This is a genomic window from Micromonospora sp. (assembly GCF_048594385.1).
Taxonomy (GTDB): domain Bacteria; phylum Actinomycetota; class Actinomycetes; order Mycobacteriales; family Micromonosporaceae; genus Micromonospora; species Micromonospora wenchangensis.
In genome coordinates this window covers 1-26,551 of sequence record NZ_JBMDWU010000154.1, presented here as the reverse complement: position 1 = coordinate 26,551, position 26,551 = coordinate 1, and the positions used below count along the sequence as shown (strand labels likewise).

At 73.1% G+C, this 26,551-nt stretch carries 25 protein-coding genes and 1 pseudogene; 8 read left to right on the top strand and 18 right to left on the bottom strand.

The genetic code is table 11. The features are described from left to right. Positions 1-15: 15 nt before the first annotated feature. The 4 genes from ACOJTC_RS07945 to ACOJTC_RS07930 are packed head-to-tail and all read right to left on the bottom strand — an operon-like array spanning position 16 to position 4,975. Positions 16-1,980 carry a DUF5941 domain-containing protein gene (locus tag ACOJTC_RS07945; RefSeq protein WP_420116351.1) on the bottom strand — a complete coding sequence of 655 codons (1,965 nt, stop codon included), beginning with the start codon at positions 1,978-1,980 and terminating at the stop codon, positions 16-18. Beyond that, positions 1,977-2,717, bottom strand: coding sequence for an ABC transporter ATP-binding protein (locus ACOJTC_RS07940; RefSeq protein WP_420116350.1), 741 nt, complete (start codon positions 2,715-2,717; stop codon positions 1,977-1,979). Before ACOJTC_RS07940 ends, ACOJTC_RS07945 begins: the two co-directional genes overlap by 4 nt. Further along, positions 2,718-3,545 (bottom strand): ABC transporter permease, encoded by an 828-nt coding sequence (locus ACOJTC_RS07935; RefSeq protein ID WP_420116349.1) that lies wholly within the window; start codon positions 3,543-3,545, stop codon positions 2,718-2,720. Between the two features lie 59 nt (positions 3,546-3,604). Continuing rightward, positions 3,605-4,975: an L-serine ammonia-lyase gene (locus ACOJTC_RS07930; RefSeq protein WP_420116348.1), complete on the bottom strand. Its 1,371-nt coding sequence runs from the start codon at positions 4,973-4,975 to the stop codon at positions 3,605-3,607. A gap of 297 nt (positions 4,976-5,272) precedes the next feature. Between ACOJTC_RS07930 and ACOJTC_RS07925 the strand changes: the two genes are divergently transcribed. Further along, positions 5,273-5,479 carry a PspC domain-containing protein gene (locus tag ACOJTC_RS07925; protein WP_204925876.1) on the top strand — a complete coding sequence of 69 codons (207 nt, stop codon included), beginning with the start codon at positions 5,273-5,275 and terminating at the stop codon, positions 5,477-5,479. A gap of 170 nt (positions 5,480-5,649) precedes the next feature. Here ACOJTC_RS07925 and ACOJTC_RS07920 read toward each other — a convergent pair whose 3' ends face one another. The 7 genes from ACOJTC_RS07920 to pdxH form a co-directional block, all read right to left on the bottom strand. After that, positions 5,650-6,417: a DUF4230 domain-containing protein gene (locus ACOJTC_RS07920; RefSeq protein ID WP_420116347.1), complete on the bottom strand. Its 768-nt coding sequence runs from the start codon at positions 6,415-6,417 to the stop codon at positions 5,650-5,652. A 100-nt stretch (positions 6,418-6,517) separates the two neighbouring features. Beyond that, positions 6,518-7,681: an acyl-CoA dehydrogenase family protein gene (locus ACOJTC_RS07915; RefSeq protein WP_420116346.1), complete on the bottom strand. Its 1,164-nt coding sequence runs from the start codon at positions 7,679-7,681 to the stop codon at positions 6,518-6,520. A gap of 32 nt (positions 7,682-7,713) precedes the next feature. After that, positions 7,714-8,019 carry a type II toxin-antitoxin system VapB family antitoxin gene (locus ACOJTC_RS07910; protein WP_088643534.1) on the bottom strand — a complete coding sequence of 102 codons (306 nt, stop codon included), beginning with the start codon at positions 8,017-8,019 and terminating at the stop codon, positions 7,714-7,716. 179 nt (positions 8,020-8,198) lie between these two features. Further along, positions 8,199-8,801: a nitroreductase family protein gene (locus ACOJTC_RS07905; RefSeq protein ID WP_420116345.1), complete on the bottom strand. Its 603-nt coding sequence runs from the start codon at positions 8,799-8,801 to the stop codon at positions 8,199-8,201. A gap of 2 nt (positions 8,802-8,803) precedes the next feature. Next, positions 8,804-9,733: an aldose 1-epimerase family protein gene (locus ACOJTC_RS07900; protein WP_204925872.1), complete on the bottom strand. Its 930-nt coding sequence runs from the start codon at positions 9,731-9,733 to the stop codon at positions 8,804-8,806. Positions 9,734-9,791: 58 nt separating this feature from the next. Continuing rightward, positions 9,792-11,084 carry an MFS transporter gene (locus ACOJTC_RS07895; RefSeq protein WP_420116344.1) on the bottom strand — a complete coding sequence of 431 codons (1,293 nt, stop codon included), beginning with the start codon at positions 11,082-11,084 and terminating at the stop codon, positions 9,792-9,794. Then, the gene (gene pdxH, locus ACOJTC_RS07890) at positions 11,081-11,710 is read right to left on the bottom strand and encodes a pyridoxamine 5'-phosphate oxidase (protein ID WP_420116358.1); all 630 of its coding nucleotides are present in this window, start codon (positions 11,708-11,710) and stop codon (positions 11,081-11,083) included. Before pdxH ends, ACOJTC_RS07895 begins: the two co-directional genes overlap by 4 nt. 270 nt (positions 11,711-11,980) lie before the next feature. On the opposite strand from pdxH, the gene ACOJTC_RS07885 reads away from it, so the two are divergent. From ACOJTC_RS07885 to ACOJTC_RS07870, 4 genes are all read left to right on the top strand, one after another. Beyond that, on the top strand, positions 11,981-13,087 hold the full coding sequence (locus tag ACOJTC_RS07885) for a citrate synthase 2 (RefSeq protein WP_145917623.1): 1,107 nt from the start codon (positions 11,981-11,983) through the stop codon (positions 13,085-13,087). A 263-nt stretch (positions 13,088-13,350) separates the two neighbouring features. Next, positions 13,351-14,478, top strand: coding sequence for a phosphoserine transaminase (gene serC / locus ACOJTC_RS07880; RefSeq protein ID WP_420116343.1), 1,128 nt, complete (start codon positions 13,351-13,353; stop codon positions 14,476-14,478). Between the two features lie 188 nt (positions 14,479-14,666). Next, complete coding sequence (gene sepH, locus ACOJTC_RS07875; protein WP_302740320.1) at positions 14,667-15,746, top strand: septation protein SepH; 1,080 nt, start codon at positions 14,667-14,669, stop codon at positions 15,744-15,746. Positions 15,747-15,806: 60 nt separating this feature from the next. Beyond that, positions 15,807-16,793 (top strand): aldo/keto reductase, encoded by a 987-nt coding sequence (locus ACOJTC_RS07870; RefSeq protein WP_204925868.1) that lies wholly within the window; start codon positions 15,807-15,809, stop codon positions 16,791-16,793. A gap of 140 nt (positions 16,794-16,933) precedes the next feature. Here the strand turns inward: ACOJTC_RS07870 and thpR are convergent. The 5 genes and pseudogenes from thpR to ACOJTC_RS07845 all read right to left on the bottom strand — a co-directional run. Then, positions 16,934-17,503, bottom strand: a pseudogene (gene thpR, locus ACOJTC_RS07865) (RNA 2',3'-cyclic phosphodiesterase); the annotation flags it as partial. Continuing rightward, the gene (locus tag ACOJTC_RS07860) at positions 17,500-18,015 is read right to left on the bottom strand and encodes a hypothetical protein (protein WP_420116342.1); all 516 of its coding nucleotides are present in this window, start codon (positions 18,013-18,015) and stop codon (positions 17,500-17,502) included. The pseudogene thpR and the gene ACOJTC_RS07860, both read right to left, overlap by 4 nt. A gap of 91 nt (positions 18,016-18,106) precedes the next feature. Further along, complete coding sequence (locus tag ACOJTC_RS07855) at positions 18,107-19,411, bottom strand: MFS transporter (protein ID WP_357925685.1); 1,305 nt, start codon at positions 19,409-19,411, stop codon at positions 18,107-18,109. A 66-nt stretch (positions 19,412-19,477) separates the two neighbouring features. Further along, positions 19,478-19,927: a MarR family winged helix-turn-helix transcriptional regulator gene (locus tag ACOJTC_RS07850; protein ID WP_204925864.1), complete on the bottom strand. Its 450-nt coding sequence runs from the start codon at positions 19,925-19,927 to the stop codon at positions 19,478-19,480. Between the two features lie 126 nt (positions 19,928-20,053). Further along, on the bottom strand, positions 20,054-21,532 hold the full coding sequence (locus tag ACOJTC_RS07845) for an NCS2 family permease (RefSeq protein WP_420116341.1): 1,479 nt from the start codon (positions 21,530-21,532) through the stop codon (positions 20,054-20,056). An 89-nt stretch (positions 21,533-21,621) separates the two neighbouring features. Between ACOJTC_RS07845 and ACOJTC_RS07840 the strand changes: the two genes are divergently transcribed. Next, positions 21,622-21,879 (top strand): DUF2530 domain-containing protein, encoded by a 258-nt coding sequence (locus ACOJTC_RS07840; protein WP_204925862.1) that lies wholly within the window; start codon positions 21,622-21,624, stop codon positions 21,877-21,879. Between the two features lie 11 nt (positions 21,880-21,890). Here the strand turns inward: ACOJTC_RS07840 and ACOJTC_RS07835 are convergent, their stop codons facing one another. Beyond that, positions 21,891-22,727 carry a DUF3027 domain-containing protein gene (locus tag ACOJTC_RS07835; protein WP_420116340.1) on the bottom strand — a complete coding sequence of 279 codons (837 nt, stop codon included), beginning with the start codon at positions 22,725-22,727 and terminating at the stop codon, positions 21,891-21,893. Between the two features lie 86 nt (positions 22,728-22,813). Here ACOJTC_RS07835 and ACOJTC_RS07830 point away from each other — a divergent pair, with 86 nt between their 5' ends. Next, the gene (locus ACOJTC_RS07830; protein WP_420116339.1) at positions 22,814-24,571 is read left to right on the top strand and encodes an MFS transporter; all 1,758 of its coding nucleotides are present in this window, start codon (positions 22,814-22,816) and stop codon (positions 24,569-24,571) included. Beyond that, positions 24,568-25,218 carry a futalosine hydrolase gene (locus tag ACOJTC_RS07825; protein WP_420116338.1) on the top strand — a complete coding sequence of 217 codons (651 nt, stop codon included), beginning with the start codon at positions 24,568-24,570 and terminating at the stop codon, positions 25,216-25,218. Before ACOJTC_RS07830 ends, ACOJTC_RS07825 begins: the two co-directional genes overlap by 4 nt. 73 nt (positions 25,219-25,291) lie before the next feature. Here ACOJTC_RS07825 and ACOJTC_RS07820 read toward each other — a convergent pair whose 3' ends face one another. Then, positions 25,292-26,230, bottom strand: coding sequence for a GNAT family N-acetyltransferase (locus ACOJTC_RS07820; RefSeq protein ID WP_420116337.1), 939 nt, complete (start codon positions 26,228-26,230; stop codon positions 25,292-25,294). Positions 26,231-26,551 lie beyond the last annotated feature (321 nt).

The following is a 26,551-nucleotide window of genomic DNA, read 5'->3' as shown; positions in this document are numbered from 1 at the left end:
GGCCGCCCCCCGTCGTCAGCCCGGCGAAGCACCCCGCACCGGTACGGCCGCCGCCCGGCCCGCGCGGGCCGGCAGGACCACCCAGGCCAGAACGACACTCGCCACGAAAACCACCAGAAGGTACGTACCGATTGTAGCCATGGCAGGGGTGGCAAATCCGGCGATCGCTGCCACCGCCAGCAGCACCGAACGCCCCTCCCAGCCCAGCGTCCAGGCGTGCAACGGCGGGGCCGCCTGCCGCTTCTCCAACCGGGCGGTCAGGTCGTAGTGGTGCACGGTCAGCACGAAGACGTACCCGAAGACCAGCCACGCCGGCACCCCGCCGACCACCCCGACCACGGCGGCGAACAGGTACTCGCCGGCCCGCAGCGCCGCCGGCACCAGCCAGTCCAGCGGCCCGTTGTGCGCCGCGCCCGCACCCAGCCCGGCGACCAGCAGCACCACCAACGCCACCGGCAGCCACCAGCGCAGGCCACCCGGGTCACCGTCGCCGACCGCCCGGAACAACCCCACCGCCAGCAGCACCGCCGGCCCGAGCGCCCCGAGCACCGCCAGGGTCAACGGGCCCATCGGCCGGACCACCGGCAGCCGGGCCGCCAGCGGACCATCGTCGCGGTGCAGCGTCGCGTCGACGGTGTCCAGCACCGGCACCCACATCCAGCGCGCCCGCAGGGTCCGCAACGCGCCCGTGTAGCCGAACGCCAGCACCCCCCACACCAGCACCGAGACCAGGCTGACCAGCGGCCCGAACAGCGCGGCGGTGACCGCGATCAACGCCCACCGCTCGCCGATCGGGAAGACCACCGTGCGCTTCAGCCAGTACGACACCGAGCCGGTGTCCGCCTGCACCCGGGTCGAGGCGGCGTTCAGCTTCCCGCCGATCCCCCCGGCGGCCGGGCCGGCCGGGCGCGGACGCCGGGCCGCCTCGTCGGGCAGCACCCCGTACCAGGCGTCGGTCATGTGCCGGACGGTCTGCAAGGTCATCGCGGCGATGGCCAGCGCCCAGCCGTACCGGAACCCGGCGTGCGTCGCGCCGTAGCCCAGCCCGGCGTAGACCAGGTACTCCTTGGCCCGGTCGGCCATCGTGTCCAGCCAGCCGCCCCAGGCGCTGAAGTGCCGGGTGTACCGGGCCAACTGCCCGTCCACGCAGTCCAGCACGAACCCCAGGTAGAGCAGGACCGCACCGGCCACCAGGGCGGGCCGCCCGCCGGCGCCGAAGAGCACCGCCGCGACCACCGCGAACAGCACCGAGATCATGGTGACCCCGGTCGGCGTCAGACCCAGCCGGGCACACGCCTTCGTCACGTACGGCGACCAGGTGCTGACGAAGTAGGTGGTGAAGAAGTCGTCGCGTTCCTTCACCGACAGCCGCAGCTGCGCCCGGTCCTCGTCCACCCCGGCCAGGGCCGTCTCGGCGACTGCCAGCCCGGCCGGGTCGGCGACCCGGTGCGCCACGAGCAGGCGTACCCGGTGGGCGAAGGTCAGGGTGCCGAGGTCGGTGAGCGCGGCGAACAGCCGGTCCACGGCGGCACCGGCCGCCGGGGCGACGGCCGCCGAGCGGGCGGCGGCGGCCAGCGCCGGCAGGTCGTCCGCGCCGACCCGCACCGCGCCGCCGAAGACGCCGGTGGCGTCGGGCAACTCCGGACCGGCGTCGACCACCTGCCCGCGCTCCTCGCGCACCTGCGTCCGGCCGGCGGCCGGCGGGTCGGTGAGCACCAGGGCCACCGTCGGGCCGACCGGACTGGTCGCCAGGTGCCGCAGTACGGCGGTGTGCGCTACCAGGTCGCCTCCGGTGACCAGGACCGGTCCGGTGAGGGTGTCCACCAGGGCGGCAAGCGCCTGCAGGTCGGTGACGGTGTGCACCCGGTCCGCCCCGGCCCGGTGCAACTGCCCGGCGAGCCGGTCGGCCAGCGGTTCGCCCGTGCCGGTGGGCAGGCCCGCGGCCGGCGCACCGGCGGCGAGCACGATCGCCACGGTCATCGCGGCACCGCGGCGTGGTACGCGTCGAGCGCCTCGGCGACCGTCCCGTCCACGGTCAGCCGCCCGCCGTCGAGGTAGAGCCCCCGACGGCAGAACCGGGTCAGGTCCTTCTCGTTGTGTGACACCAGCACCAAGGTGCGCCCCTCCGCGAGCAGTCGGTCGATCGTCGAGTAACACTTCTGGCGGAACTCCGCGTCGCCCACCGCGGTCACCTCGTCCATCAGCAGGATCGGGTGCGGCAGGTGCGAGATGATCGCGAACCCGAGCCGCACCTTCATCCCCGACGAGTAGTGCCGCACCGAGGTGTCGATGGCCCGTTCCACCTGCTCACCGGCGAACCCGACGATGTCGTCGAAGTGTCGCCGCAGGTAGCCCGTGGAGAGCCCGTGCAGCCCGCCGACCAGGTAGAGGTTCTCCCGGCCGGTCAGGTCGTTGGAGAAGCCGGCGGAGAGTTCCAGCAGCGGCGCGACGTCACCGGAGACGGTGATCCGCCCCTCGTCGGGGATGAGCACCCCGGCGATCAGCCGCAGCAGGGTGCTCTTGCCGGTGCCGTTGCGCCCGATCACGCCGAGCGTGTCGCCCGGCGCGACGGTGAACGAGACGTCCCGCAGCGGCCAGAACTGGTCGGTGGCGGCCCGCCCGCCCCGGTGGATGAACAGTTCCCGCAGCCGGAGCTGCCGACGCCGGTTGCGGACGAACCGGATGCCGAGCCCCTGCGCCTCGATGATCGGCGGCACCTACAGTTCCTTCAGCACGGCCGGTTCGAGCCGGCGGAACGCCCACCAGCCGGCCGCCAGCACCAGCAGGCTCCCGGCGATCGTGGTGGTCAGCAGCCGGGCGTCGGGGAACTCGTCCGGGTACCAGATGGCGTGCTGGAGCTGGAAGATGCCGACCAGCGGGTTCAGCTCGTACGCCACCTTGATCCAGCCCGGCATGCCCGACTCCCGGACCAGGCTCAGCGGGTAGATGATCGGGGTGGCGTAGAACAGCACCCGGATGACCAGCCGCATGAACCGCTCCACGTCGCGCATCAGCACGTTGACCGCGGACAGCAGCAGGGCCAGCCCGATCAGCAGGGTGCCCTGCACGGCGACGGCCAGCGGCAGGCTCAGCAGCGACCAGCCCAGCGTGATCCGGCCGTTGGCGGCGTAGACGACCGCGACGGCCAGCAGGATCGGCAGGCCGGCGACGTACTCGGCGAACCGGCCGGTGACCCGGCCGATCGGGAAGACCTGTCGGGGCACGTTCATGGTGGTGATCAGGCGGGACTGCCCGGTCAGCGCGTTGGTCGCCTCGCTCAGCGCCGAACTCGTCCACATCCAGGCGAAGATGCCGGTGATCAGGAACAGTGGGTACGACCCGGCGGCCTCGCCGAGGTGCCTGTTGGTCGGCCCGGAGTAGAGCACCCCGAAGACGAAGAAGTAGATCGCGCCCATTCCCAGCGGCTCGATCAGCGACCAGAGGTAACCGAGCACGGACTGCTGGTACTTCACCGCGAGATCGCGTCTGACCAGGATGCGCAGTGAGTTGCGGTGCGACCACAACGCCGTGACGCCTGCGGTCACCGTCGCCTCCCGCCTGACAACAACGGACGACAGGTTAGCAGTCGGTGAACGAACGCCCCTCAGCACTCGATCACGTTGACGGCCAGGCCGCCGCGTGCCGTCTCCTTGTACTTGACCTTCATGTCCGCCCCGGTCTCGCGCATGGTCTTGATGACCTTGTCGAGCGAGACGTGGTGCACCCCGTCGCCGCGCAGCGCGAGCCGGGCCGCCGTGATCGCCTTGATGCTAGCCACCGCGTTGCGCTCGATGCAGGGGATCTGCACCAGCCCCCCGACCGGGTCGCAGGTCAACCCGAGGTTGTGCTCCATGCCGATCTCGGCGGCGTTCTCCACCTGCTCGGGGGTGCCGCCGAGCGCCTCGGCCAGCCCGGCGGCGGCCATCGAGCACGCCGATCCGACCTCGCCCTGGCAGCCCACCTCGGCCCCGGAGATCGAGGCGTTCTCCTTGAACAGCACCCCGATCGCCCCGGCGGCCAGCAGGAACCGCACCACCCCCTCGTCGGAGGCGTCCGGCACGAACCGGGTGTAGTAGTGCAGCACCGCCGGGATGATCCCGGCCGCGCCGTTCGTCGGGGCGGTCACCACCCGGCCACCGGCGGCGTTCTCCTCGTTGACCGCGAGCGCGAACAGGGTCACCCAGTCCATCGCGCGTAGCGGGTCGGTCGAGCCGGCGTCGGCCTCCAGGCTGCGGCGCAGCTCGGCGGCGCGCCGCCGGACCCGCAGCCCACCCGGCAGTACGCCGTCGCGGGTGCCGCCCCGGGCCACGCACTCCCGCATCACCCGCCAGATGTCCAGCAGCCCGGCCCGCACGTCCGGCTCGCTGCGCCAGGACAGCTCGTTGGCGAGCATCACCCCGCTGATCGACAGGCCGGTGCCGGCGGTGACGTCGAGCAGTTCGGCACCGGTCGAGAAGGGGTGCGGTACGGCGGTGGTGTCCACCGTGATCCGGTCCGCCCCGGCCGCCGCCTCGTCCACCACGAACCCGCCACCGACCGAGTAGTAGGTCCGTTCGCGGACCTGCGCCCCCGCCGCGTCCCAGGCCGAGAAGACCATCCCGTTCGGGTGGTACGGCAGCGACCGGCGGCGGTGCAGCACCAGATCCCGGTCCGCTTCGAAGTCGATCTCCTGGGTGCCGAGCAGGGCGAGCCGGCCCCGGGCGCGGATCTCGGCGACCCGGGGGCCGACGCTGTCGGTGTCCACCGTCTCCGGACTCTCGCCGGCCAGGCCGAGCAGCACGGCCCGGTCGCTGCCGTGGCCGTGGCCGGTGGCGCCCAGCGAGCCGAACAGCACGGCCCGGACCCGGGTGACGGTGTGCAGCAGCCCGTCGGCCTTCAGCCCGGTGACGAAGGTGCGCCCGGCCCGCATCGGGCCCACCGTGTGGGAGCTGGACGGGCCGATGCCGACACTGAAGAGGTCGAAGACACTGATCATCGCTGCGCTTCCTCGCCGTCGCCCGGGTGGTGCCGGGTCCGGCCGGGTCCGTGGCCGCCGGGGTCGCCGGTGACCTGCTGATCCCGCCCGGGATGGGGGCGGTGTCGACCGGCGAGCCTACCCGCCCGGCCCACCGCACCCCGTCGTCGCTGCGGGTAGGCGTCGGCCGGGGTCGACTCGGGTAACCACCTACGGGTACGGGGTCACCGGATCACCCTCGGGACGGAGGGCACGGTGGCCGCCCCTTCCTACCGTGGAATGCAGCGCGGCGGATCGCCGCAGAGTGGGAGTACGACGATGAGTCGCAAACTGGTCCGACCCCGCGAGGGGCGCATGCTCGCCGGTGTCTGTGCCGGCCTAGCCCGCCGGTTCAACACCTCGGCCACCCTGGTCCGGCTGCTGTTCCTGCTGTCGCTGCTGCTGCCCGGCACCCAGGTGATCGTCTACCTGGTGCTGTGGATCCTGATGCCCAACGAGGACCGCTACGCAACCACCAGCCACTGACCGCCCCGGGCGTCACCCGGCGGGGTCACGCCCGGCGGGGTTGCGCCCGGTGATCAAGAGGTTGGCGTCAACTTGGAGATCAACACTGACGCCAACCTCTTGATCACCAAGACCGCCCTACAGCGCCACCGCCACACGGCACCGGGGCCGCGTGGCGGTGGCGCTTCGGGTCAGGGGGCCGTGTAGGTGATGGTGATCTTCTCGTAGCCGAGCGAGCGGAGCAGGCCCTCCAGCATCTTGCGGGTGTTCTCCTGGGCGCGCTGGGCCAGGCCGCTGTCCCGGGCCGCCGTGGTGATCCGCTCCTCGGCCATCCGGTAGACCTGCTGCTGCCGGTTGGGGTCGCCCTTGACCAGGTCGCCGATCCGGTTGAACAGGCCGCGCTCCTCGGCGAAGACGTAGCTCTTGTCCATGTCGAGGTTGGTCTGGCCGAGCTGCGGCGCGGGCAGCTTGATCTCGACGGACTTGCCGTCGGCGGAGGGCACCACCGCCCCCTCGCCGATCTTGCCGAAGTCGACGTACGCCTCGACGCTGCCCGCCCCGACGAACAGCGTCCGCTGGTTGAGCAGGAACTCCGGCACGTTGTCGCGGTCGTTCTGCAGGTCGACCACGACCTGGAAGTTGCCCTCGGCCGCCACGTAACGGCTCAGATCCTGGATCGACTTGAGCAGCGGCGGCTGGCTGCGGTCGGTCTGTTCCTTGGCGAACGGGTTGCGGAACTCCGGGAAGATCCCGGTCACCTGCGTGCCGAGCAGCACCACCACGACCAACGCCGCCGCGCCGAGCACCCAGAGCAGCCCCCGGGCCGGGCCGCCGCCCGAGCGGGGCGGGTCGGCCGGTGGGGTGTCGGGGTCGACCGGGTCGCCCGACCGGGTGCGCAGTGTGTCGGCGGTCGGGTAGCCGGGGAACTCACTCTGGGGGGTTTCACCGTCGCGGGCCATCGCCCTCACCGTCCTCGTCAGACACGTGCCTCTGTCGATGACGGTACGGCCACCGTACGACGAGCGCGCGGCGAGCGACCCGAACGGGTGACGGCGGTGGTCAGCCGAAGGCGGACAACCCGGTGAGCCGCTGCCCGACGACCAGTTGGTGGATCTCGGAGGTGCCCTCGTAGGTGAGCACACTCTCCAGGTTGTTGGCGTGCCGCATCACCGGGTACTCGCCGGAGACCCCGTTCGCGCCGAGGATCGTCCGGCACTGCCGGGCGATCGCCAGCGCCTCCCGCACGTTGTTCAGCTTGCCCAGACTGACCTGGTCCGGGCGTAGCGTGCCCGCGTCGGCCAGCCGGCCCAGGTGCAGGGCGAGCAGCAGGCCCTTGTTCCACTCCACCGCCATGTCGGCGAGCTTGGCCTGGGTGAGCTGGAAGCCGGCCAGCGGACGGCCGAACTGGGTCCGGGTGCCGGCGTAGGACAGCGCCGTCTCCAGACAGTCCCGGGCCGCGCCGAGCGCGCCCCAGACGATGCCCTGCCGGGCCTCGGTCAGGCAGCTCAGCGGCGCCTTGAGCCCGACCGCGCCGGGCAGCAGGGCGTCCGCCGGCAGCCGCACCCCGTCGAGGGCGATCTCGCCGGTCACCGAGGCCCGCAGCGACATCTTGCGGTGGATCTCGCGCGCCGTCACCCCGGGGGTGTCCATCGGTACGAGGAAACCCCGTACCCCCTCGTCGGTGCGCGCCCAGATCACCCCGATGTCGGCGATCGGCGCATTGGTGATCCACATCTTCGCGCCGTCGAGGACCCAGTCGTCGCCGTCGCGGCGGGCCCGGGTGGTCATCGAGGCCGGGTCGGAGCCGTGGTCGGGCTCGGTCAGTCCGAAACAGCCGATCGCCTCACCGGCGGCCATCGCGGGCAGCCAGCGCTGCTTGTGCTCCTCGCCGCCGAAGCGCCAGACGGCGTACATGGCCAGCGAACCCTGTACCGACACCAGGGAGCGGACACCGGAGTCGCCGGCCTCCAGCTCCAGGCAGGCCAGCCCGTACGCGACCATCGAGGCGCCGGCGCAGCCGTACCCGGTCAGGTGCATGCCGAGCAGTCCGAGGCGGCCGAACTCGCGGGCCAGTTCCCGGGCCGGGACGTCGCCGTCCTCGTACCAGCCGGCGACGTGCGGGCGGACCCGGTCGTCGACGAGCCGGCGGACGACGGCCCGGATCTGACGCTCCTCCTCGCTCAGCGAGGCGTCCACGTCCAGCAGGTCAAGCGGGGTGCCCATGGCCGCCACCTTAACGACTGCTCAGGCAGGCGTCACTCGGGCTGGCCGTTGTAGACCAGCACCCGGGCGTGGATCTGGTTGCGCTGCTGCAGGGCCGCGCGCAACGCCCGGTGCAGGCCGTCCTCCAGGTAGAGGCCACCGTTCCACTGCACCACGTGCGGGAACAGGTCGCCGTAGAACGTGGAGTCCTCGGCGAGGAGCTTGTCCAGCGCCAGCTCGCGCTTGGTGGTGATGAGCTGATCCAGCCGCAACGGGCGGGGCGGGATCTCCGACCACTGCTTCAGCGTCAGGTTGTGCTCCGGATAGGGACGCCCGTCCCGGACCGCCTTGAAGATCACGGCACGCTCCCCTCCCCGTGGTCGGGCCGACCCTCGGCGTGGTGCCGGGTCACGCCGAGCTGCCGCACCGTGCGGCACCGATCACGGTGCCAGCCTATCCGCCCCCGCCACACCACGTTCTGCTCCCCGTTGTCGGTTTCCCTCGCCCCGAGACCCACCGCGCAGGGTACGAACCGGCATCAACTCCACCGGCCGCGCCGGACCACCTCGTCGACCGGCCGACGCCCCCGCCGCAACGACGGTGACCGGTGATCGACCGAGCGGTAACCCACCGTGACCGCGCCGATCGGGTGGTATTCCTCCGGCACCCCGAACGCCTCCCGGTACGCCGCCAGCCGGTCCGGCGGGATGCCGAAGAAACACGCCCCCAGCCCCTCGTCCACGGCGGTGAGCAGCATCAGCAGCGCGGCGAAGCCGGTGTCGACGTACCAGTAGGGCACCGGCCAGCGGTCCTCCGAGCGGTCCACCCAGCCCTTGTCCGGTTCGGCGTACCGCTCCAGGTAGGCCGAGCGGTTGGCGTGCGGCACCACGATCAGCGGGGCCCGGCGCATCCCGGCCAGCCACCGGTCCCGCCCACCACCGCCGGGCGTGGCCGCCGCCCAGAACCGGTCCCGGTCCGCCTGCTCCTCCAGCACCAGGAAACCCCAGCCCTGGGCGAAGCCGGCCGACGGCGCCCGGACCGCGTGGTCCAGCAGCCGCTGCACCACCTCCGGTGGGACCGGACGGTCCGGGTCGTAGTTGCGCACCATCCGGCGACGCCGGACCACCTCGCCGAACTCCACGCTCAGACCCCGGGCCGGATGCCCCAGATGCCCCGCCAGGTCTCCCCCGGGGCCAGCGCGATCACGTCCCGACCGGACCGGAACGCGTCCGGTGGGCAGGTCATCGGCTCCACCGCCACCGACCGGCGGTGCCGCTCGCCGGTCAACGCGTCACCGGTGAAGACCTGCCACCAGCCGAACTGGTGGTCGGCCCACAGGCACACCCCGTCCGCGTCGTCCGGGGCGGTCAGGGTCACCGACGAACCACCGTCGTCGCCCCGGATCACGTCCCCGAAGCAGAGGTCGAGCTGCGCGGCGCCGATCGGCCGGGCGGTGGTCCAGTCGTACTCGGTGCCGGCCACCGGGGTCGCCCCGATCGGCAGCAACCGGGCGTCGACCTGGAGCCGGCTGCGGGCGGGCAGCCGCATCGTCAGGTCGTCCACGGCCACCCCGGCCAGCCGCAGGTACGGGTGGACGGAGAAGCCGAACGGCGCGGCCTCGGCCCCGGTGTTGGTCACCTCGTGCTCGCCGCGCAGCCCGTCCGCGCCCACGCTCCAACGGCTCCGCAGCCGCAGCGACCACGGGTAGCCGGGGGTGGGCGGCAGGTCGTAGCCGAGGGTCACCGCGTCGGCCGACTCCTCGATCGGCTGCCAGCGCACCCAGTTGACCAGGCCGTGCAGGGCGACCCCCCGGGTCGGCTCGGTCAGGTCGAGCTGCAACGACCGGCCGCCGAAGGAGTACTGCCCGTCCCTGATCCGGTTCGGCCAGGGAGCGAGCACCTGTCCGGCGCTACCGGGGGTGATCTCGTCCTCGGCGTACCCGTCGAGGTAGTCGACCCCGTTGCGCCGGTAGGTCCGAACCCCACCGCCGACCTCGACGATGACGGCCTCGTGGCCGTCGGCGGCGATCGTCCACTGTGTCCCCGAGGGCGGGCGGTGCGCAGCGTTGTCCATGCCGTGACCTTAGTCCGTGCCCTGTCCGGCCCGCCGGACCCGGCGCACCCGTCCCACGTCAGCCACGGCCCTGTGCCGCCGTGCCCGCCCGGTAGCGCAGCAGGGCCGGGAAACCCACCACCAGCAGCACCGCCAGCCCGGCCGAGAGCAACCCGCCGGCCACCCAGGCGACCGAGCCACCGAACCCGGCGGCCATCGCCCCGGCCCGCAGGTCGCCCAGCCGGGGCCCGCCGGCCACCACCACCGTGTTCACCCCCTGGAGCCGGCCGCGCATCCGGTCCGGCGCGTAGATCAGCAGCATCGACTGCCGCAGTACCGCACTGACCAGGTCAGCCGCCCCGGCCACCGCGAGCAGCAGCACCACCAGCCAGAGCTGCCGGGCCAGCCCGGCCGCCGCGATGGCCAGCCCCCAGCCGACCACCGCCACCACCAGGGCGAGCCCCTGCCGCCGCAGCCGGCCGATCCAACCGGAGGTCAGCCCGCCCAGCATCGCGCCGATCGCGATGGCGCTGTAGAGCCACCCGACCGCCGCCCCGCCGCCGAACCGCTCCTGCGCCACCTCGGGGAAGAGCGCCCGGGGCATGGCCAGGATCATCGCGATCAGGTCGATGGCGAACGAGGAGAGCAGCACCGGCGTGGTGGCCAGGTAGCGGAACCCGTCGAGGATGCCCGCCAGGCCACCCCGACGCGCCTCACCCTCGGCCGGTGGGGCCGGGGGCATCGCGGGCAGTCGTAACGTCGCCACCACCAGCCCGGTGAACAGCAGGGCGTCGGCCGCGTAGGCGACCGGCAGCCCGGCGTCGGTGCCGAACCCGGCGAAGACCAGGCCGGCGGCGAGCGGGCCGGCCACCGCCGCGGCGGTGAAGGTGGTGTAGTTCAGGGTGCTGCCCGCCGGGACCAGCTCGGGCGGGAGCAGCCGGGGCAGGATCGCCGACCGGGCCGGCGAGCTGATCGCGAACGCGATCGAGTGCACCGTCACCAGCGCCAGCAGCAGCACCGGGCTGCCGAGCCCGGACAGCGCGTGCCCGAGCAGGCCGAGCATCGACAGCCAGAGCAGCGCCGAGCCGGCCAGCAGCACCCGCCGCCGGTCCCGGGCGTCGGCCACCGCCCCGCCCCACAGCCCGAAGACCAGCAGCGGCAGGAACCCGGCCACCCCGAGCAGCCCGACCCAGAAGGAGTCCCGGGTCAGCGCGTACATCTCCACCGGTACGGCGACCGCGGTGAACTGGAACCCGAACATCGCCACCGTGTTGCCGAGCCACATCCGGCGGTACGCGGGGACCCGCAGCGGGCGCAGGTCGATGGCCAGCCGACGGGCCCGCCCCGGCCGGGTCGGTGTGACGGCGGTCACGGGGCCAGCCGCTCGACGGCCCAGCCGTCCCCCTCGACCCGGCGGAACCGTAGCCGGTCGTGCAACCGGCCGGCCCGGCCCTGCCAGAACTCCACCGTCTCCGGATGGACCCGGAACCCGCCCCAGTGCGGGGGCGCCGGGACCGGCGTGCCGGCCGGGAACCGCTGCGCCGCCGCCCGGTACGCCTCCTGGAGCGCGGCCCGGTCCGGCACCACCGCCGACTGGCTGCTCGCCCAGGCCCCGAGCTGGGAGCCGCGTGGCCGGGACGCGAAGTACGCCTCGGTCTCACCCCGCCCGACGTGCGCCACCCGACCGGTCACCACCACCTGCCGCTGCATCGGGAACCAGGGGAAGACCAGGCTGGCCCACGGGTTGTCGGCCAGTTCGGTGCCCTTGCGCGAGCCGTGGTTGGTGAAGAAGACGAACCCCTGCGGGTCGTACTCCTTGAGCAGCACGGTCCGGCCGCTGGGCCGACCGGCGGCGTCGGCGGTGCCGAGGACCATCGCGTTCGGCTCGGGCAGGCCGGCGGCGACCGCGTCGGCGAGCCAGCGGCCGAACTGGGTGGGCCAGTCGGCGGCCAGGTCCGTCTCGGAAAGCCCCAGGTCGGCGGCGTACTCGTGCCGCATGGCCGCCAGGGCGGGTGTGTCGCCCGTCACGTCGTCCTCCTCACGCCGGCCGTCCGCGTCCCGACGACGCTGGTCAGCCCACCGATCAGTCTCACGGAGCGCACCCCGGCGTCCAGCGGCGGGGATGTCGCGTGCAGCACAGTCGCAGCGGGTCGCGCGCTTGGTTACTCACCAGGCAAGATGGCGAGAACACATCACTGAGGGTCGCCTTAGGTACCGGGCCGGACCGAGCCCGTGGCGGGCGCACCGAGCCAGAAGCCAGGAGACGACATGGCCGACTTCAAACCGGGCCTCGAAGGCGTCGTGGCCTTCGAGACAGAGATCGCCGAACCGGACCGCGAGGGCGGCGCGCTGCGCTACCGGGGCGTGGACATCGAGGATCTGATCGGCCAGGTCTCCTTCGGCAACGTCTGGGCCCTGCTGGTCGACGGGCGTTTCGGCCCCGGCCTGCCGCCCGCCGAGCCGTTCCCGGTGCCGGTGCACTCCGGTGACATCCGCGTCGACGTGCAGTCCGCGGTCGCGATGCTCGCCCCGTACTGGGGGCTCAGTCAACTGCTCGACATCTCCGACGCCCAGGCCCGCGCCGACCTGGCCCGGGTCTCGGTCACCGCGCTGTCCTTCGTCGCCCAGTCCGCCCGCGGGCTGGGTCTGCCGGCGGTGCCGCAGAAGGAGATCGACAAGGCGGAGACCATCGTCGAGCGGTTCATGAAGCGCTGGCGGGGTGAGCCCGACCCCCGGCACGTCAAGGCCGTCGACGCGTACTTCATCTCGGCCGCCGAGCACGGCCTGAACGCCTCCACCTTCACCGCCCGGATCGTCGCCTCCACCGGGGCCGACGCGGCGGCCTGCATCTCGTCGGGCATCGGCGCGCTCTCCGGCCCGCTGCACGGCGGCGCGCCGTCGCGGGTGCTCACCATGCTGGAGGCCGTCGAGCGCAGCGGCGACGCCGAAGGGTACGTCAAGGGCGTCCTCGACCGGGGCGAGCGGCTGATGGGCTTCGGCCACCGCGTCTACCGGGCCGAGGACCCGCGCGCCCGGGTGCTCCGGCGCACCGCCCGGGAGCTGGGCGCACCGCGCTTCGAGGTCGCCGAGGCGCTGGAGAAGGCCGCCCTGGCCGAGCTCCAGGCCCGCCGCCCGGACCGGGTCCTCGCCACCAACGTCGAGTTCTGGTCGGCCGTCGTACTCGACTTCGCCGAGGTGCCGGCGCACATGTTCACCTCGATGTTCACCTGCGCCCGGATGGGCGGCTGGTCGGCGCACATCCTGGAGCAGAAGAAGCTCCAGCGGCTCGTCCGGCCGTCGGCCCGCTACGTCGGGCCCGGCACCCGCAAGCCGCAGCAGGTCGAGGGCTGGGACGCCATTCCGCACGGCGTCTGAGCACACCTGCCCGCAGGGGGCGTCGACCGGCCGGTCGACGCCCCCAGCGCGTGGGCGGCCGGTCGCGCCCGGTGTGTCCGACGCCTCAGCCCCGGGCCTGGGACCAGCCGGCATCCGGGCCGCCACGGGTGCGAGGATGAAGGCCGGCAGTGTCGCCGGACCAGGCCCGGACCCGGCCACGGCGTGCGTTCAGCGCGCGTCCGCCGCGGCTCCGCGCCCGTTGAAGGGCCCGCCCTCGCCCATGCGGAAGGATCGAGAACACCGTGGCTGACGCACCGACCATCCGGATTCCCGACGACATCAAGCCCGCCGACGGGCGGTTCGGCTGCGGGCCGTCCAAGGTCCGTCCGGCGGCGGTCTCCGCGCTCGCCGACGTGGCGACCACCTTCCTGGGCACCTCGCACCGGCAGCAGACCGTCCGGGCCGAGGTCGCCCGGCTCCGCCGGGGCCTGGCCGAGTTCTTCTCCCTCCCCGAGGGCTACGAGGTGGTCCTCGGCAACGGCGGCACCACCGCCTTCTGGGAGGTCGCCACCTTCGGGCTGGTCCGGGACCGGGCCCAGTTCGCCAGCTTCGGCGAGTTCGGCGCCAAGTTCGCCAAGTCGGTCAAGGACGCGCCGTTCCTCGGCGAGCCGACCGTGCGCAAGGCCGAGCCGGGCAGCGCCCCCCGCCTGGTCGCCGAGGCCGGGGTCGACGTCTACGCCACCCCGCACAACGAGACCTCCACCGGTGTCGCGGTGCCGATCGGCCGGGTCGCCGACGCCGACCCGGGCTCGCTGCTGCTGGTCGACGCCACTTCCGGGGCCGGCGGTCTGGACGTCAACGTCGGCGAGACCGACGTCTACTACTTCGCCCCGCAGAAGTGCTTCGGCTCCGACGGCGGGCTCTGGCTAGCCCTGATGTCGCCGGCCGCCCTGGAGCGGGCCGCCGAGATCAAGGGCTCGGGCCGCTACATCCCGGCCTTCCTCGACCTGGTCACCGCGATCGACAACTCGCGGCTGGAGCAGACGTACAACACCCCGGCGCTGGCGACCATCTTCCTGGCCGCCGAGCAGACCGACTGGATGAACTCGCAGGGCGGCCTGAGCTGGGCGGCCAAGCGCACCGCCGAGAGCGCCGGGATCGTCTACGGCTGGGCCGAGCGGTCCGCGTTCGCCACCCCGTTCGTCACCGATCCGACGCTGCGCTCCAACGTGGTCGCCACCGTCGACTTCGCCGACGGGGTCGACGCCGCCGCGATCGCCAAGGTGCTGCGGGCCAACGGGATCGTCGACACCGAGCCGTACCGCAAGCTCGGCCGCAACCAGCTGCGGGTCGCGCTCTTCCCGGCGGTGGAACCGTCCGACGTGGAGGCGCTCACCGCCACCATCGACTACGTGGTCGAGCGGCTCTGATCACATCCGTCACGGTGGGTGGTCGCAGCGGCTGCTGCGGCCACCCATTGTGATCATTGCCGCAGCTCAGTCGCGACATGCGGATTCACCTCCCCCACCTGTGGGCAGATGGGCGTACGGTGGTGCGAGGACGCCCGGGTGGCCGGCTCGTGGCGTGACGGCCAGCGAAGCGGGACGGAGGCTACGCCATGCGCCCAGTACGCTTCGTCGCCCTCTCCGAGGACGGCCAGGCGCTGGTGCTCGCCGACGAGGTCGGGCGCCTGCTCGCCCTCCCCATCGACGAACGCATCGCGACCGTGCTGCACGCCGAGCCCGGCACGCCGCCGCTCGCCGTCGTCCCGGTCGGGGCCGATCCGACCCCGTCGCTGTCCCCCCGGGACATCCAGGCCCGCATCCGCTCCGGCGAGTCCGCCGAGGACGTCGCCCGGATCGCCGGCGTCCCCGTCGACCGGGTGCTGCGCTACGCCGGCCCGGTGCTCCAGGAGCGGGCCATGCTCGCCCAGCACGCCCGGCGCACCCGGCTCAAGGGCGCCGAGAAGGCCACCCCGCTGGCCGAGGTGGTCAACGGCCGGCTGGCCCAGCACGGCATCGACACCGAGAAGATCTCCTGGGACGCCTTCCGGCGCGACGACGGCACCTGGCGGATCATCGCGACCTGGCCGTCCGGCAAGGCCACCGCGCAGGCCGTCTGGGATCTCGACAAGCTCCGGCAGAACGTCACCCCGCACGACGACATGGCGCAGTACCTCTGCGCCGAGCGTCCCACGCCGATCCTCGGCCAGGAGCCGGCACCGGAGCGGGGCGGTCACGCGCTGCCCGGTCCGTCGCGCGGTGAGCCGAGCCGGGGCGGGCACGGCCTGCCGGCCGCCAACGAGCAGGCCCGACCGGGCCGGGACCCGATCCGGGCCGGCCGGGACGCGCTGCTCGCCTCACTGGACCGTCCGCTCGGCGGCACCTCGGGGCGGGGTCTCGACCCGCGCTCCCCGGCCGCGCTGGCCGGTGCCGACGCCCCCCGTCAGCGGGCCGTCGGCGGTGGCGCCGCCGCACTGCTCGGCGGCGGGCAGGGTTCCGCCTTCGACGACGACTCGGACGCGCCGAAGGAGGTCCCGGCCGTGCCGTCGCTGGCGGTGCTCCGGCCGCGTCGCACCGGCGCGGCGGCGGCTGCCGGTGGCGAGTCGACGGACGCCTCGGGCAAGCCGCGCAAGCGCCTCCCGAGCTGGGACGACGTCCTCTTCGGCAGTGGCCCGGCGGCCCGCGAGTCCTCCTGACCCGGGGCTCCACCCTGGCAGTGCCCGGCGGCGTTCCGCCGCGCGTGTCAGGGTGGGGTCATGGAGTACACGAATCTGGGACGCACCGGCCTGTCGGTGAGCCGGCTCTGCCTCGGCACGATGAACTTCGGGCCGCAGACGTCCGAGCCGGACAGCTTCGCCATCATGGACCGGGCGCTCGAACACGGCATCAACTTCTTCGACACCGCCAACGTGTACGGCTGGCAGACCGGTGAGGGGATCACCGAGCAGATCATCGGCCGCTGGTTCGCCCAGGGCGGCAGCCGGCGGGACAAGGTCGTCCTGGCCACCAAGGTCTACGGCAAGATGAGCGAGTGGCCCAACGACCAGGGCCTGAGCGCCCGACACATCGTCCGGGCCTGTGAGGACTCGCTGCGTCGGCTCCAGACCGACGTGATCGACCTCTACCAGATGCACCACGTCTCCCGGAGCACCCCGTGGGAGGAGATCTGGCAGGCGATGGAGACCCTGGTCGCCCAGGGCAAGGTGATCTATGTCGGGTCATCCAACTTCGCCGGTTGGCACATCGCCCAGGCGCAGGCCGCCGCCGGGAAGCGCAACTTCCTCGGTCTGGTCGCCGAGCAGTCCATCTACAACCTGCTCACCCGGCACGTCGAGCTGGAGGTGATCCCCGCCGCGCAGCACTACGGGCTCGGGGTCATCCCGTGGTCGCCGCTGCACGGCGGGCTGCTGTCCGGGGTGCTGCGCAAGATGGCGGAGGGTGGGGCCGCGCGGGGCACCGCCGGTCGCGCCGCCGACGGGCTCGCCGCACACCGGCCGGCCATCGAGGCGTACGAGAAGTTCTGCGCGGAGCGGGGTCAGGACCCGGCCGACGTGGCGCTGGCCTGGCTGCTCTCCCGGCCCGGGGTGACCGCCCCGATCATCGGTCCGCGTACGGTGGCGCAGCTCGACAACACCCTCGGTGCGCTCTCGGTGGAGATCGACGAGGCGACGGAGCAGCGGCTCGACGAGCTGTTCCCGCCGGTCGGCAACGGCGGCCCCGGCCCGGAGGCCTGGGCCTGGTGACCCACCCGCCGGGGTGATCAACTCAACGGGGGCGATGTGGCGGTGTGGGAGCGCGCGGACCCCGCGGTGGCGCCCCCGGCGCGCCGGGGCAGCGCGTCGGGGCGGGGCAGCGCGTCGGGGCGGGCAGGCGGGCGCGGTGCCAGGGGCCAGCTGGTCAGGGGGGTGTGGTGCGGGCCGGGGCGGCTGTGGACCAGCACCAGGTCGGTGGCCGGCCACGACGGGCCGAGGTGGGCGTCGAGGGCGAGCCGGTCGGCCTCCACCTCGGACGGGGTGAGCCGGTCCCCGGGACGGGCCACCGTCAGGTGCGGGCAGAACGGCTTCCCGTCGTACGGCAGACCGGCCCGGTCCAGCTCGGCACGGATCAGCCGGGCCAGGGTACGCAGCGCCGGCGCCTCCCCCAGCACGTCCACCCAGAGCACTGTGGAACGGCCCTGACCGAAGCAGCCCCCGCCGCCCAGCCGCAGCCGGGGCGGGTGCGTCCAACCGGCACGGGCGGTCCCGGCCGCCGCCGCGAGGGCACCCTGGACCCCGGGTAGTCGACCGGGTGCCACCTCGCCGAGGAAGGCCAGTGTGACGTGCAGGTGCGCCGGCTGTGTCAGGCGTACGTCGAGGCCGGCGGCGGTGGCCGCGCCCACCCGCAGCCGGGCCGTCCGGGCGGTGAGGTCGGCGACGGCGGACGGCGGTGGGTAGACCGCGACGAAGAGTCTCACGCCCGCCGGTCACGGGGGCGACGGTCGGCGCGGGTGGCCGGCAGCCCCAGCCCCGCCCCGGCGAGCAGCCCTTCGACCCGGACCCGTTCGATCTCCCGGTCGACCCCGGCCAGCTCGGCCAGGTGCTCGGCGATCCCCAGTGCCCGGCAGGCGGCGCGCAGCCGGTCGTCGTACGCCTCGATGACCGAGCTGTGCCAGACCACCGAGCGGCCGCCCGCGGCGAGCCGGTGCCGGCCGAGTCGGCGCAGGTCGGCGGCGAGGAGTTCGAGGGGGCGGCGGTCGGCCCGGTCCAGCTCGGTCAGGTCGAGGTCGCCGGTGACCGGGTCGGTGGCGAGGGCCCGGTCGAGCCGGGCGATGGTGCGGCGTTCCCGACGGCGTTCCCGCCACTCGGCCCAGCCGCAGGCCACCCGGTCGAGAAGTTCGTCATAGCAGAAGACCAGGGCGAACGCCGCCGGCAGGCAGGCCACGGCGAGGATAGCCAGTACCAGCGTCAGTGCGCTCTCGCCTGCCACACCTCGACGCTAAGGCCCGCCGGGGCCGCGCGCCACCGCTTTGTTGCTATCTGAACGCTGTGCGTGTCCGCCCCGGGACGGACCGCGCCGCTCACCGCCCGCTGGGGGTGAGCAGCCCGGTGCGGGACACCACGTAGAAGCGGGGCATGGGCAGCACCCGGAAACGCAGCCGGGCGCCGGAGCGGCGGAGCTGCCAGGCGAGCGCGAGCAGGGCGGTGGCCAGGGAGATGAGCCCACCCATCCAGATGCTCGCCCCGGCGCCGAAGGTCTCGGCGACCCAGCCGATGATCGGCGCGCCGACCGGGTTGGTGCCCAGGAAAACCAGCACCCACAGCGCCATCACCCGGCCCCGGAAGGCGGCGTCGGTGCCGAGCTGAACCCGCTGGTTGGCCGCCTGGGCGAAGAAGACCATGAAGAAGCCGGTCGGCAGGAGCAGGGTCACCACCAGCCAGTACGCCGGGGCGAGGCCGACCAGGGTGCCGAAGACCGCACAGCCGACGGCCGCGCCGAGCACCAGCCAGACCGAGGGGCGGCTGCGTCGGCCGGTGCCGGCGAGCGCCCCGACCAGCGCGCCGACCGCCAGCGCGGTGCTGAACAGGCCGAACGACGCGGCCCCGGTGTGGAAGACCGTCTTGGCCAGCGCGGCGAGGGTGAGCTGGAAGTTGAACAGCGACATCCCGATCACCGACATGACCACCATCGGCAGCAGCAGGTCGGGGCGGCTACGGACGTAGCGCAGCCCGTCGATGATCTTGGCCGAGTCCCGTTCGCCGAGCGGCGGGAGTTCCTTGCGGTACAGCTCGGCCGGCCGCATCCGGACCACGTTGGCCAGCGGCGCGACGGAGCTGACGGCGGTGAACAGGAAGACCGGGCCGACGTCGAACGCGGCGATGGCCAGGCCGGCGACGGCGGGACCGATGATCCGGGCCGAGTTGAACACCGCCGCGTTGAGCGAGAGCGCGTTGGGCAGCAGGGTGGTGCCGACGAGTTCGCTGACGAACGCCTGCCGGACCGGGGTCTCCACCGCGTTGGCGATGCCGAGCAGGGCGGCGAACGTGAAGACGTGCCACAGCTCGACCAGGCCGGTGAGCACCAGCAGGCTCATCCCCAGCGCCAGCACCGTCCAGAAGGCGTTGGCGACGAACAGCAGCATCCGCTTGTCGTACCGGTCGGCGAGCCGGCCGGAGAGCAGGGTGAGCAGCAGCACCGGGGTGAACTGGAGGGCGGTGACCACGCCGAGCGCGGTGGCGGAATTGTCCGAAAGCTCAAGGACGAGCCAGTCCTGGGCGATGAACATCATCCAGACGCCGATCAGTTTGACCAGCTGTCCGGTGGCGAAGAGTCGGTAGTTACGGACTCGTAGGGACTGGAACATCGTGCTCAGCTTCGCCTGCACTCTTGGTGCGCCTCCTCGGGCCGGGTACGCGTCATCGACGGCGGACGGCGCGGACCCGGTGGGGCGTCAGGCGCGGGCGAGCTGCTGGAGGATGTCGGCGGCCCGCCGTAGCGTGTCGCGTTCGTCCTCCGTGAGCGCGGCCAGCCGGCTGGCCAGCCACTCGTTGCGGGCCCGCTCGAACTGGTCGAGCACGGCCCGGCCTCCCTCGGTGGCCGCCAGGATGACCTGCCGGCCGTCGGTCGGGTGGGGGGTGCGCTGCACCAGGCCGCGTTCCTCCAGCTTCGCGACGATCTTGGTCATCGTCGGTGGCTGGACCCGTTCGACGTCGGCCAGTTCCCGGGGCGTCAGCGCGCCCGCCAGCCGGAGGCTGGTGAGCGCGGAGAGCTGGGTGACCGTCAGGTCGCCGACCGGGCGGGCCTGCCGGACCCGCCGGTTGAGTCGGGTGATCGCATCACGCAGCTGGGGTGCCAGCTGCGCCGGTGGCACGCGGTTCGCCGTCACCGTCCGCTCCGTCACAGTCGTTAGCCTAACTAATGAGCCTGGCTAATGACATGCCATATGACCATGCTCACGAGGGGGAATGCCGCCGCCCCGGGCCGGGCATCCCGACGGGTCGCCCGGCCCGGAGGCCGACGGGTGGGGCTACATCACCGCGGACTCGATCGGCCCCCGCAGGAAGTAGAGCACGAACAGCACCGCCACCGCGTAGAGCAGCGGATGGACCTCCCGCGCCTTCCCCTTGGCCAGCTTCAGCACCACGTAGCTGATGACGCCCGCGCCGATGCCGTTGGAGATCGAGTAGGTGAACGGCATCAGGGTGATGGTGAGGAACGCCGGGATGGCGATCTCGTAGTCGGTCCAGTCGATCGTCCGTACCGCGGTCATCATCAGGAACCCGACCACCACCAGCGCCGTCGAGGCCGCCTCGAACGGCACCACCGTGGACAGCGGCGCCAGGAACATCGCCAGCAGGAACAGGGCGCCGGTGACCAGGTTGGCCACCCCGGTCCGGGCACCCTCCGCGACCCCCGACGCGCTCTCGATGTACGACGTGTTGCTGGAGACGCTCGCCGCGCCACCCGCCGCCGCGGCGATCGAGTCGACCAGCAGGATCTCCTTCGCCCGGGGTGGGGTGCCCTGCTCGTCGAGCATGTCCCCCTCCTGGCCGATCGCGACCATCGTGCCCATCGTGTCGAAGAAGTCCGTGATCAACAGGGTGAAGACGAACATCAGCGGGATCAGCCAACCGGCCCGGCTCCACGAGCCCAGCACGTTGAAGTTGCCCAGCAACGACAGGTCGGGGATGTCGACGAGCCGCTCGGGCAGCTTCGGCACGTTCAACGACCAGCCGTGCGGGTTCGGCTTGTCGTCGACGAACGACGGACCCACCTTGGCGACCGCCTCCACGATGATCGCCAGCACGGTCGAGGCCAGGATGCCGATCAGGATCGCACCGCGTACCCGGCGTACCACCAGCACCAACGTCACCAGCAGGCCCACCACGAAGACCAGCATCGGCCAGCTGACGATCTTGCCGTTGATGCCGAGGCCCACCGGCACGGTGCTGTTCGCCGCGTCCGGCACCCGCCTGACGAAGCCGGCGTCGACCAGCCCGATGATGGTCAGGAACAACCCGATGCCGACCCCGATCGCGGTCTTGAGCTGCGTCGGGACCGAACGGAACACCGCCGTACGCAGGCCGGTGAGCACGAGGATCGCGATGAGCACACCCTCGATCACCACCAGCCCCATCGCATCCGCCCAGGTCATCTGCGGGGCGATCTCGAACGCGACGAGCGCGTTCACCCCCAGACCGGCGGCCAGCGCCATCGGGAACCGCCCGACGACCCCCATCAGGATCGTCATCAGGCCCGCCACCAGCGCGGTCGCGGCGGCCAGCGCGGGGATCGAGAGCTTCTTGCCGTCACCGTCGGCGGCTCCGCCCAGGATCAGCGGGTTCAACACCACGATGTACGCCATCGTGAAGAAGGTCGCCAGGCCACCCCGTACCTCGCGGCTCATCGTCGAGCCACGGGCGGAGATCTCGAAGAACCGGTCGAAACCGTTCCGGGGTTGAGCGGGATCAGAGGGAATGCCGTTGTCCGGCGGCGCAATGGCCATCAGGTCCTCGCAAATGATCTACCGTTGTCGCGCGCATCGTCCCAGATCAACGGCGGGCCGGGAAAGTACTTCGCGGTACGCTTCTGCCCGTGCCGCAGGAGCAACCACCCCGACCCGAACCACTCGACCCGCCGATGGTCCCGTTCGCCGTCGCCGGGCTGATCGCCTGGGCGGTGGCCGGACTCCTCCTGCTGGTCTTCTTCCGTGACTGGCTCACCGAACACGGCCACCAGGACTGGCTCTGGACCTGTCTGGCCGGGTTCCTGTGGGGCTTTCCCGGTCTGGTCACGATGATGCGGCACGACGCCCACCGGCGTCGCCGTCGGGAATCCGCCCCCCGGGGCTGACCGTCCGGCGGTCAGGCGGGGTCGGTCGACTCCACCGGCACCGGCTCGGTGGCCGTCGGCGCGACGTCCACCGTCATCGACTCGACCGCGCTGTCGTCGTACACCGTCGGAAGCTCGTCGACCACCGGCTCGGGAGTCTCCACCAGGGTCTCCGAGTGCGCGCCGCAGCCGTGGTCGGCACTGACCACCCGACCGTCGTCGGGGGCGTAGAAGTTGCCGCAGGCCCCGAACGCCTGCCGGAGCGCACCGGCCAGCGGCAGGTAGAAGCCGCAGGTGCCGCAGCGGGCCGACGCGGGGGCGGCGGTGGAGATCGGCGCCGACGGGCCCTGGTCGCCGTCGTACCAGCGTTGGGCCGTCTCGGCCCGTCCCTCGCGGGACAGCACCCGGGGGCGACCCAGGCCCAGCTCCCAGGAGGTCTCCTCGACCGCCGGGTCGTCGGAGAGCAGGTAGCCGGGCGCGAGCCGGTCGTCGTCCGACGGGGTGGGCAGCAGGTCACCGGGGCCGAGGTCACCCGGCTGGAGGCGTTCCTGCCAGGGCAGCCAGCCCGGCGCGAGCAGCGCGTCGGAGCCGGGCAGCAGCACCGTCTCACAGACGGTGACCTGCCGGCTGCGTGGCACCCGGGTGACCGTCACCGCCCAGCGCCAGCCCCGGTAGCCACCGAGCAGACACTCGAAATAGTGGGTGACGACCCGGTCACCCTCGGCGACGGCCCGCAGGTGGTCGCCGATGTCGGAGGGCTCCACCTCGGTGATCGCGTCGCGGGCCACCTCGACGGCGGCGGCGCAGACCTGGTCGAGGCGGGCGGCACGGGCGGGAGCGGGCCTGGTCACCCGACCATTGTTCCCCATGCGCGCCGCGCGCCGACAGGCACTCCCCGAGTGAGTCTTCCCCCGTGGTGCGGCGTACCTGGAGCAGATGGGCAAGGATGGTGCACATGCCGCTGTTCTCCCGCTCCGGGTCGTCCGTCCTGGGACGGACCGTCGGCACCGGCATCCGCGCCACCCGCCTGCTGCTGCGTGGCTCGGTCAACGGCGGACGCTGGGTGACCCGCCGCGCCGGCTCGGCCCGCGCACGGGGGGCCGGCGGCGAGACCGGCATGGTCCGCCTGTTCGACCTGCACGCCGTCTCCTGCGCCGGGGACACGTTGATCGCCATCGGCCTGGCCGGGACCATCTTCTTCGACGTCCCGCTCGGCGAGGCCCGCAGCAAGGTCGCGCTCTACCTGCTGGTCACGATGGTGCCGTTCGCGATGCTGGCCCCCGTGGTCGGTCCGCTGCTCGACCACTTCCGGCACGGCCGCCGGTACGCGCTGGCCACCACCATGCTCGGCCGGGCCTTCCTCGCCTGGCTGATCTCCGACTACCTCGGCAGCCTCGGGCTCTATCCGGCCGCGTTCGGCGTGCTGGCGCTCTCCCGGGCGTACGGGGTGGCCCGGTCCGCCGCCGTACCCCGGTTGCTGCCGGAGGGTCTCGGATTGTCCCAGGTGGGGGCGCGGGCCAGCGTCTACGGCACGGTGGCCGGGGCCCTGGTGGCCCCGCTGGGACTGGCGGCGTTCTGGTTCGGGCCGCAGTGGCCGCTGCGGGTCGCCTCGGTCATCTTCCTGGTCGGCATGGTGATCGCGCTGCGGCTGCCGCCCCGGGCGGACTCCGAGCCGCCCGAGCGGGTGCCCCGACCGCTGCGGGCGCTGCGCCGCAAGGGCGACCGTCCGCTGGGTAGGGGACGACCGGCGGGCCGGCTGGTGATCGCCACCCTGATCGGGGCGGCGGGGCTCCGCGCGCTCTACGGCTTCCTCCTGCTCTTCCTGGCGTTCGCGCTGAAGAAGGGGGACCTGACCAACGACCTGTTCGGCCGGGAACTCAACGACCAGGCGGCGCTGGGCCTGATCGGCGGGGCGCTGGCGGTGGGCGGTTTCCTGGCCACCGCGGTCGGCACCCGGCTGCGTATCCACCGGCCGGCGGCGATCCAGTCCAACACGATGATCATCGTGGCCGGGGTGGGCATCCTGACCGTGTTGAAGTTCTCGCTGCCGATGGTGGCGCTGTTCTGCCTGGTCGCCGCCCTGTCCAGCGGGATCGCCAAGCTCGCCGTGGACGCCTCGATCCAGGAACGGATCCCCGAACGGCTGCGGGCCAGTTCCTTCGCCCACTCGGAGACCGTCCTGATGCTCGCCTTCGTCGCCGGGGGTGGGCTCGGCCTCGTCCCGTTCGAGGGTCGGATCGGCATCGCGGTCGCCGCCGGGGTGGGTGTCCTCGCCGCCGTACGGGGGGTCGTCGTGGCCGGTCGGCTCCGCGCCCAGCGGCTGCTCGGCCGGCCGCTCACCGACGAGGAACTGGCCGCCCAGGACCAGGCCGACGTTGCCGCCGACGAGGCCCGCCGCGCCCGCCGCGCCCGTGGCGCCACCGACGGCGCGGCGGCCCGTACCGGCGGGGACGCCGCCGACCGACCGGACGGCGACCACGCCGACCTGACCACCGATCAGCTGGCCGACAGCGCCGACGACGCGGCGGCCGAGGCGGCGGCCCGCGCCGCACCCACCTCACCGGCACCGAGCGGGGCGGGCGACTCCAGGCGTTCCGCCGACGGGTTGGCCCCGCCGGGTTACCACATCTACCGGCCGTCCTCGGCCGTCCCGGGCAGCGGCAGCGGTGTCGACAACGACCAGCGACGACAGTCGCCGGGGTCGGTGTCGTGACGGGCCTGCTGGTACTCACCGCCGTACCGGCCGAGGCGGAGGCCGTCCGGGCCGGGCTGACCGATCCGACGGTGACCGTCCGGGCGATCGGCGTGGGTCCGGCCGTGGCCGGTGCCACCACGGCCCGGATGCTGGCCCTCGCGGAGGCCGCCGGCCGTCCCTACCGCGCGGTGGTCAGCGCCGGGATCGCCGGCGGTTTCGCCGGCCGCGCCCCGGTCGGCGCCACGGTGCTCGCCTCCCGCAGCGTCGCCGCGGACCTCGGGGCCGAGTCCCCGACGGGCTTCATCCCCGTCGACGAGTTGGGCATGCCACCGGAGTTGCTCGGTGGCGGCCCCACCATCGACGTCGACCGGGCGCTGCTGGGCGCGCTACGTGCCGCCCTCCCCCAGGCGGTCGTCGGGGCGGTGCTGACGGTCAGCACGGTCACCGGCACGGCCGCGAGCACCACCGCCCTGGCCGACCGGCACCCCGACGCGGTGGCCGAGGCCATGGAGGGGTACGCGGTGGCGGTCGCCGCCACACAGGCCGGCCTCCCCTTCGCCGAGCTGCGTACCGTCTCGAACCCGGTCGGCCCCCGGGACCGCGACGGCTGGCGGATGCGGGAGGCGTTCACCGCCCTGACCGAGGCGGCCCGCGCGCTGTCCTGAGACGCACCCGCCAGCCCGGGGGCTGGCGGGTGCGGCAATCCGGCCGGCCGGGCGGCTACGGCGGTCGGGGTGTTCACGGCGGTCGGGGTGGCCGGGGCGCGGGACCGGCCGGGCGTCTCAGGGCCATGGCGAGGGGACGAGCCGACGCGACCCGGAATCCGCAGGCCGACAGGAAACGGATGGCGATGTGCTCCTCGACCACCGTGCGGACCAGGCCGATGCCCGTCTCGTCCATCCGCCGTGTCATGGCCGCCACCAACCGGTCACCGATGCCGATCCGGCGGTTCCCGGCCGCGACCAGCACCCCGTCGAGTACGAGTTCACGCGGCCAGTCCCCGTCGTCCCCACGGACCAGGTGCAGGTCACGCTCGTGGGCGCGCAGCTCCCCCAGGAGGGTGCCGTCGGGCAGCTCGGCCACGAACCGCCAGGTGGTCGCCGGTCGCCCGTCACCGTCCACCCACCGGACCCTGACGTCCCGACGGACCCGCTCCGCCGCCCGCCGCCGGTCCCGGTGTCCCCGATTCCGTTCGTACGCCGCCGGCGGCAACCGCAGCGGCCACAGCGGAGGCGGCAAGTTGTACCAGTCCGCCCACCAGGCACCCGGCCAGTCCTTCGGCTCCCGCACCGGCCAGACGTCGAGGTGGGCCGGATAGCGCCGTCCGGCGGTGTCCCGCAGGTCGTCGTGCGGCACCGGCGGCAGCGCACAGGTCACCTCGGCAACCGACGCCGCAGTCAGGGCTGAGGTCGGCGCTGAGGTCGGCGCTGTGGTCGGGGCCACCGACGACGCCGGCTCGACCGGTAGTGCGACCGTCAGGGTCCCGCCGACCGCCCGCACCAGGCGCTCGACCGTGTGGAACCGTGGGTCGGTCGCCCTGCCGGACTCGATCCGGGCAATGGTCGCCTGGGGCACCCCGGAACGCCGGGCCAGCTCCCGCTGGCTCAGGTCGGCCTCACGGCGCAGCGCCCGGACCGTCCGGCCCAGGTCGGCCAGCGGGGCATCCTCCGTCGTCACCCCGCCATGCTCCCGTTGCGTCGGCGCTGTTTCAACAGCCCCGCCCAACCTGTGGATAACCCTGTGGAAACCCGCTGGAGCTGGGGACAAGGTACCGAGGTCGCGTCCTTTCGAGCTGATGACCTCACCGAATCACCAGGGCCACAGGGCCACAGGGCCACAGGGCCAGCCAAGCACCCGGCGGGGCAGCTGCCCAGACTCGGGAGCCGGTTCCTGAATCGCTGACGTCGTCAGATCGAAAGGACGCGTAGGAGTACCTCCCACCCCGCCCGGGTCTGCCCGGAACCCGCCCCTGACCGGCCCTGCGGAGCGATCGGAGCA

Bases quoted from the DNA above. Each gene is read 5' to 3' on its own strand.
- ACOJTC_RS07945 (WP_420116351.1), bottom strand. From the start codon at position 1,980: ATGACCGTGGCGATCGTGCTCGCCGCCGGTGCGCCGGCCGCGGGCCTG.
- ACOJTC_RS07930 (WP_420116348.1), bottom strand. From the start codon at position 4,975: ATGATCAGTGTCTTCGACCTCTTCAGTGTCGGCATCGGCCCGTCCAGC.
- ACOJTC_RS07925 (WP_204925876.1), top strand. From the start codon at position 5,273: ATGAGTCGCAAACTGGTCCGACCCCGCGAGGGGCGCATGCTCGCCGGT.
- ACOJTC_RS07920 (WP_420116347.1), bottom strand. From the start codon at position 6,417: ATGGCCCGCGACGGTGAAACCCCCCAGAGTGAGTTCCCCGGCTACCCG.
- ACOJTC_RS07915 (WP_420116346.1), bottom strand. From the start codon at position 7,681: ATGGGCACCCCGCTTGACCTGCTGGACGTGGACGCCTCGCTGAGCGAG.
- ACOJTC_RS07900 (WP_204925872.1), bottom strand. From the start codon at position 9,733: ATGGACAACGCTGCGCACCGCCCGCCCTCGGGGACACAGTGGACGATC.
- pdxH (WP_420116358.1), bottom strand. From the start codon at position 11,710: ATGCGGCACGAGTACGCCGCCGACCTGGGGCTTTCCGAGACGGACCTG.
- ACOJTC_RS07885 (WP_145917623.1), top strand. From the start codon at position 11,981: ATGGCCGACTTCAAACCGGGCCTCGAAGGCGTCGTGGCCTTCGAGACA.
- sepH (WP_302740320.1), top strand. From the start codon at position 14,667: ATGCGCCCAGTACGCTTCGTCGCCCTCTCCGAGGACGGCCAGGCGCTG.
- ACOJTC_RS07870 (WP_204925868.1), top strand. From the start codon at position 15,807: ATGGAGTACACGAATCTGGGACGCACCGGCCTGTCGGTGAGCCGGCTC.
- ACOJTC_RS07845 (WP_420116341.1), bottom strand. From the start codon at position 21,532: ATGGCCATTGCGCCGCCGGACAACGGCATTCCCTCTGATCCCGCTCAA.
- ACOJTC_RS07835 (WP_420116340.1), bottom strand. From the start codon at position 22,727: ATGGGGAACAATGGTCGGGTGACCAGGCCCGCTCCCGCCCGTGCCGCC.
- ACOJTC_RS07830 (WP_420116339.1), top strand. From the start codon at position 22,814: ATGCCGCTGTTCTCCCGCTCCGGGTCGTCCGTCCTGGGACGGACCGTC.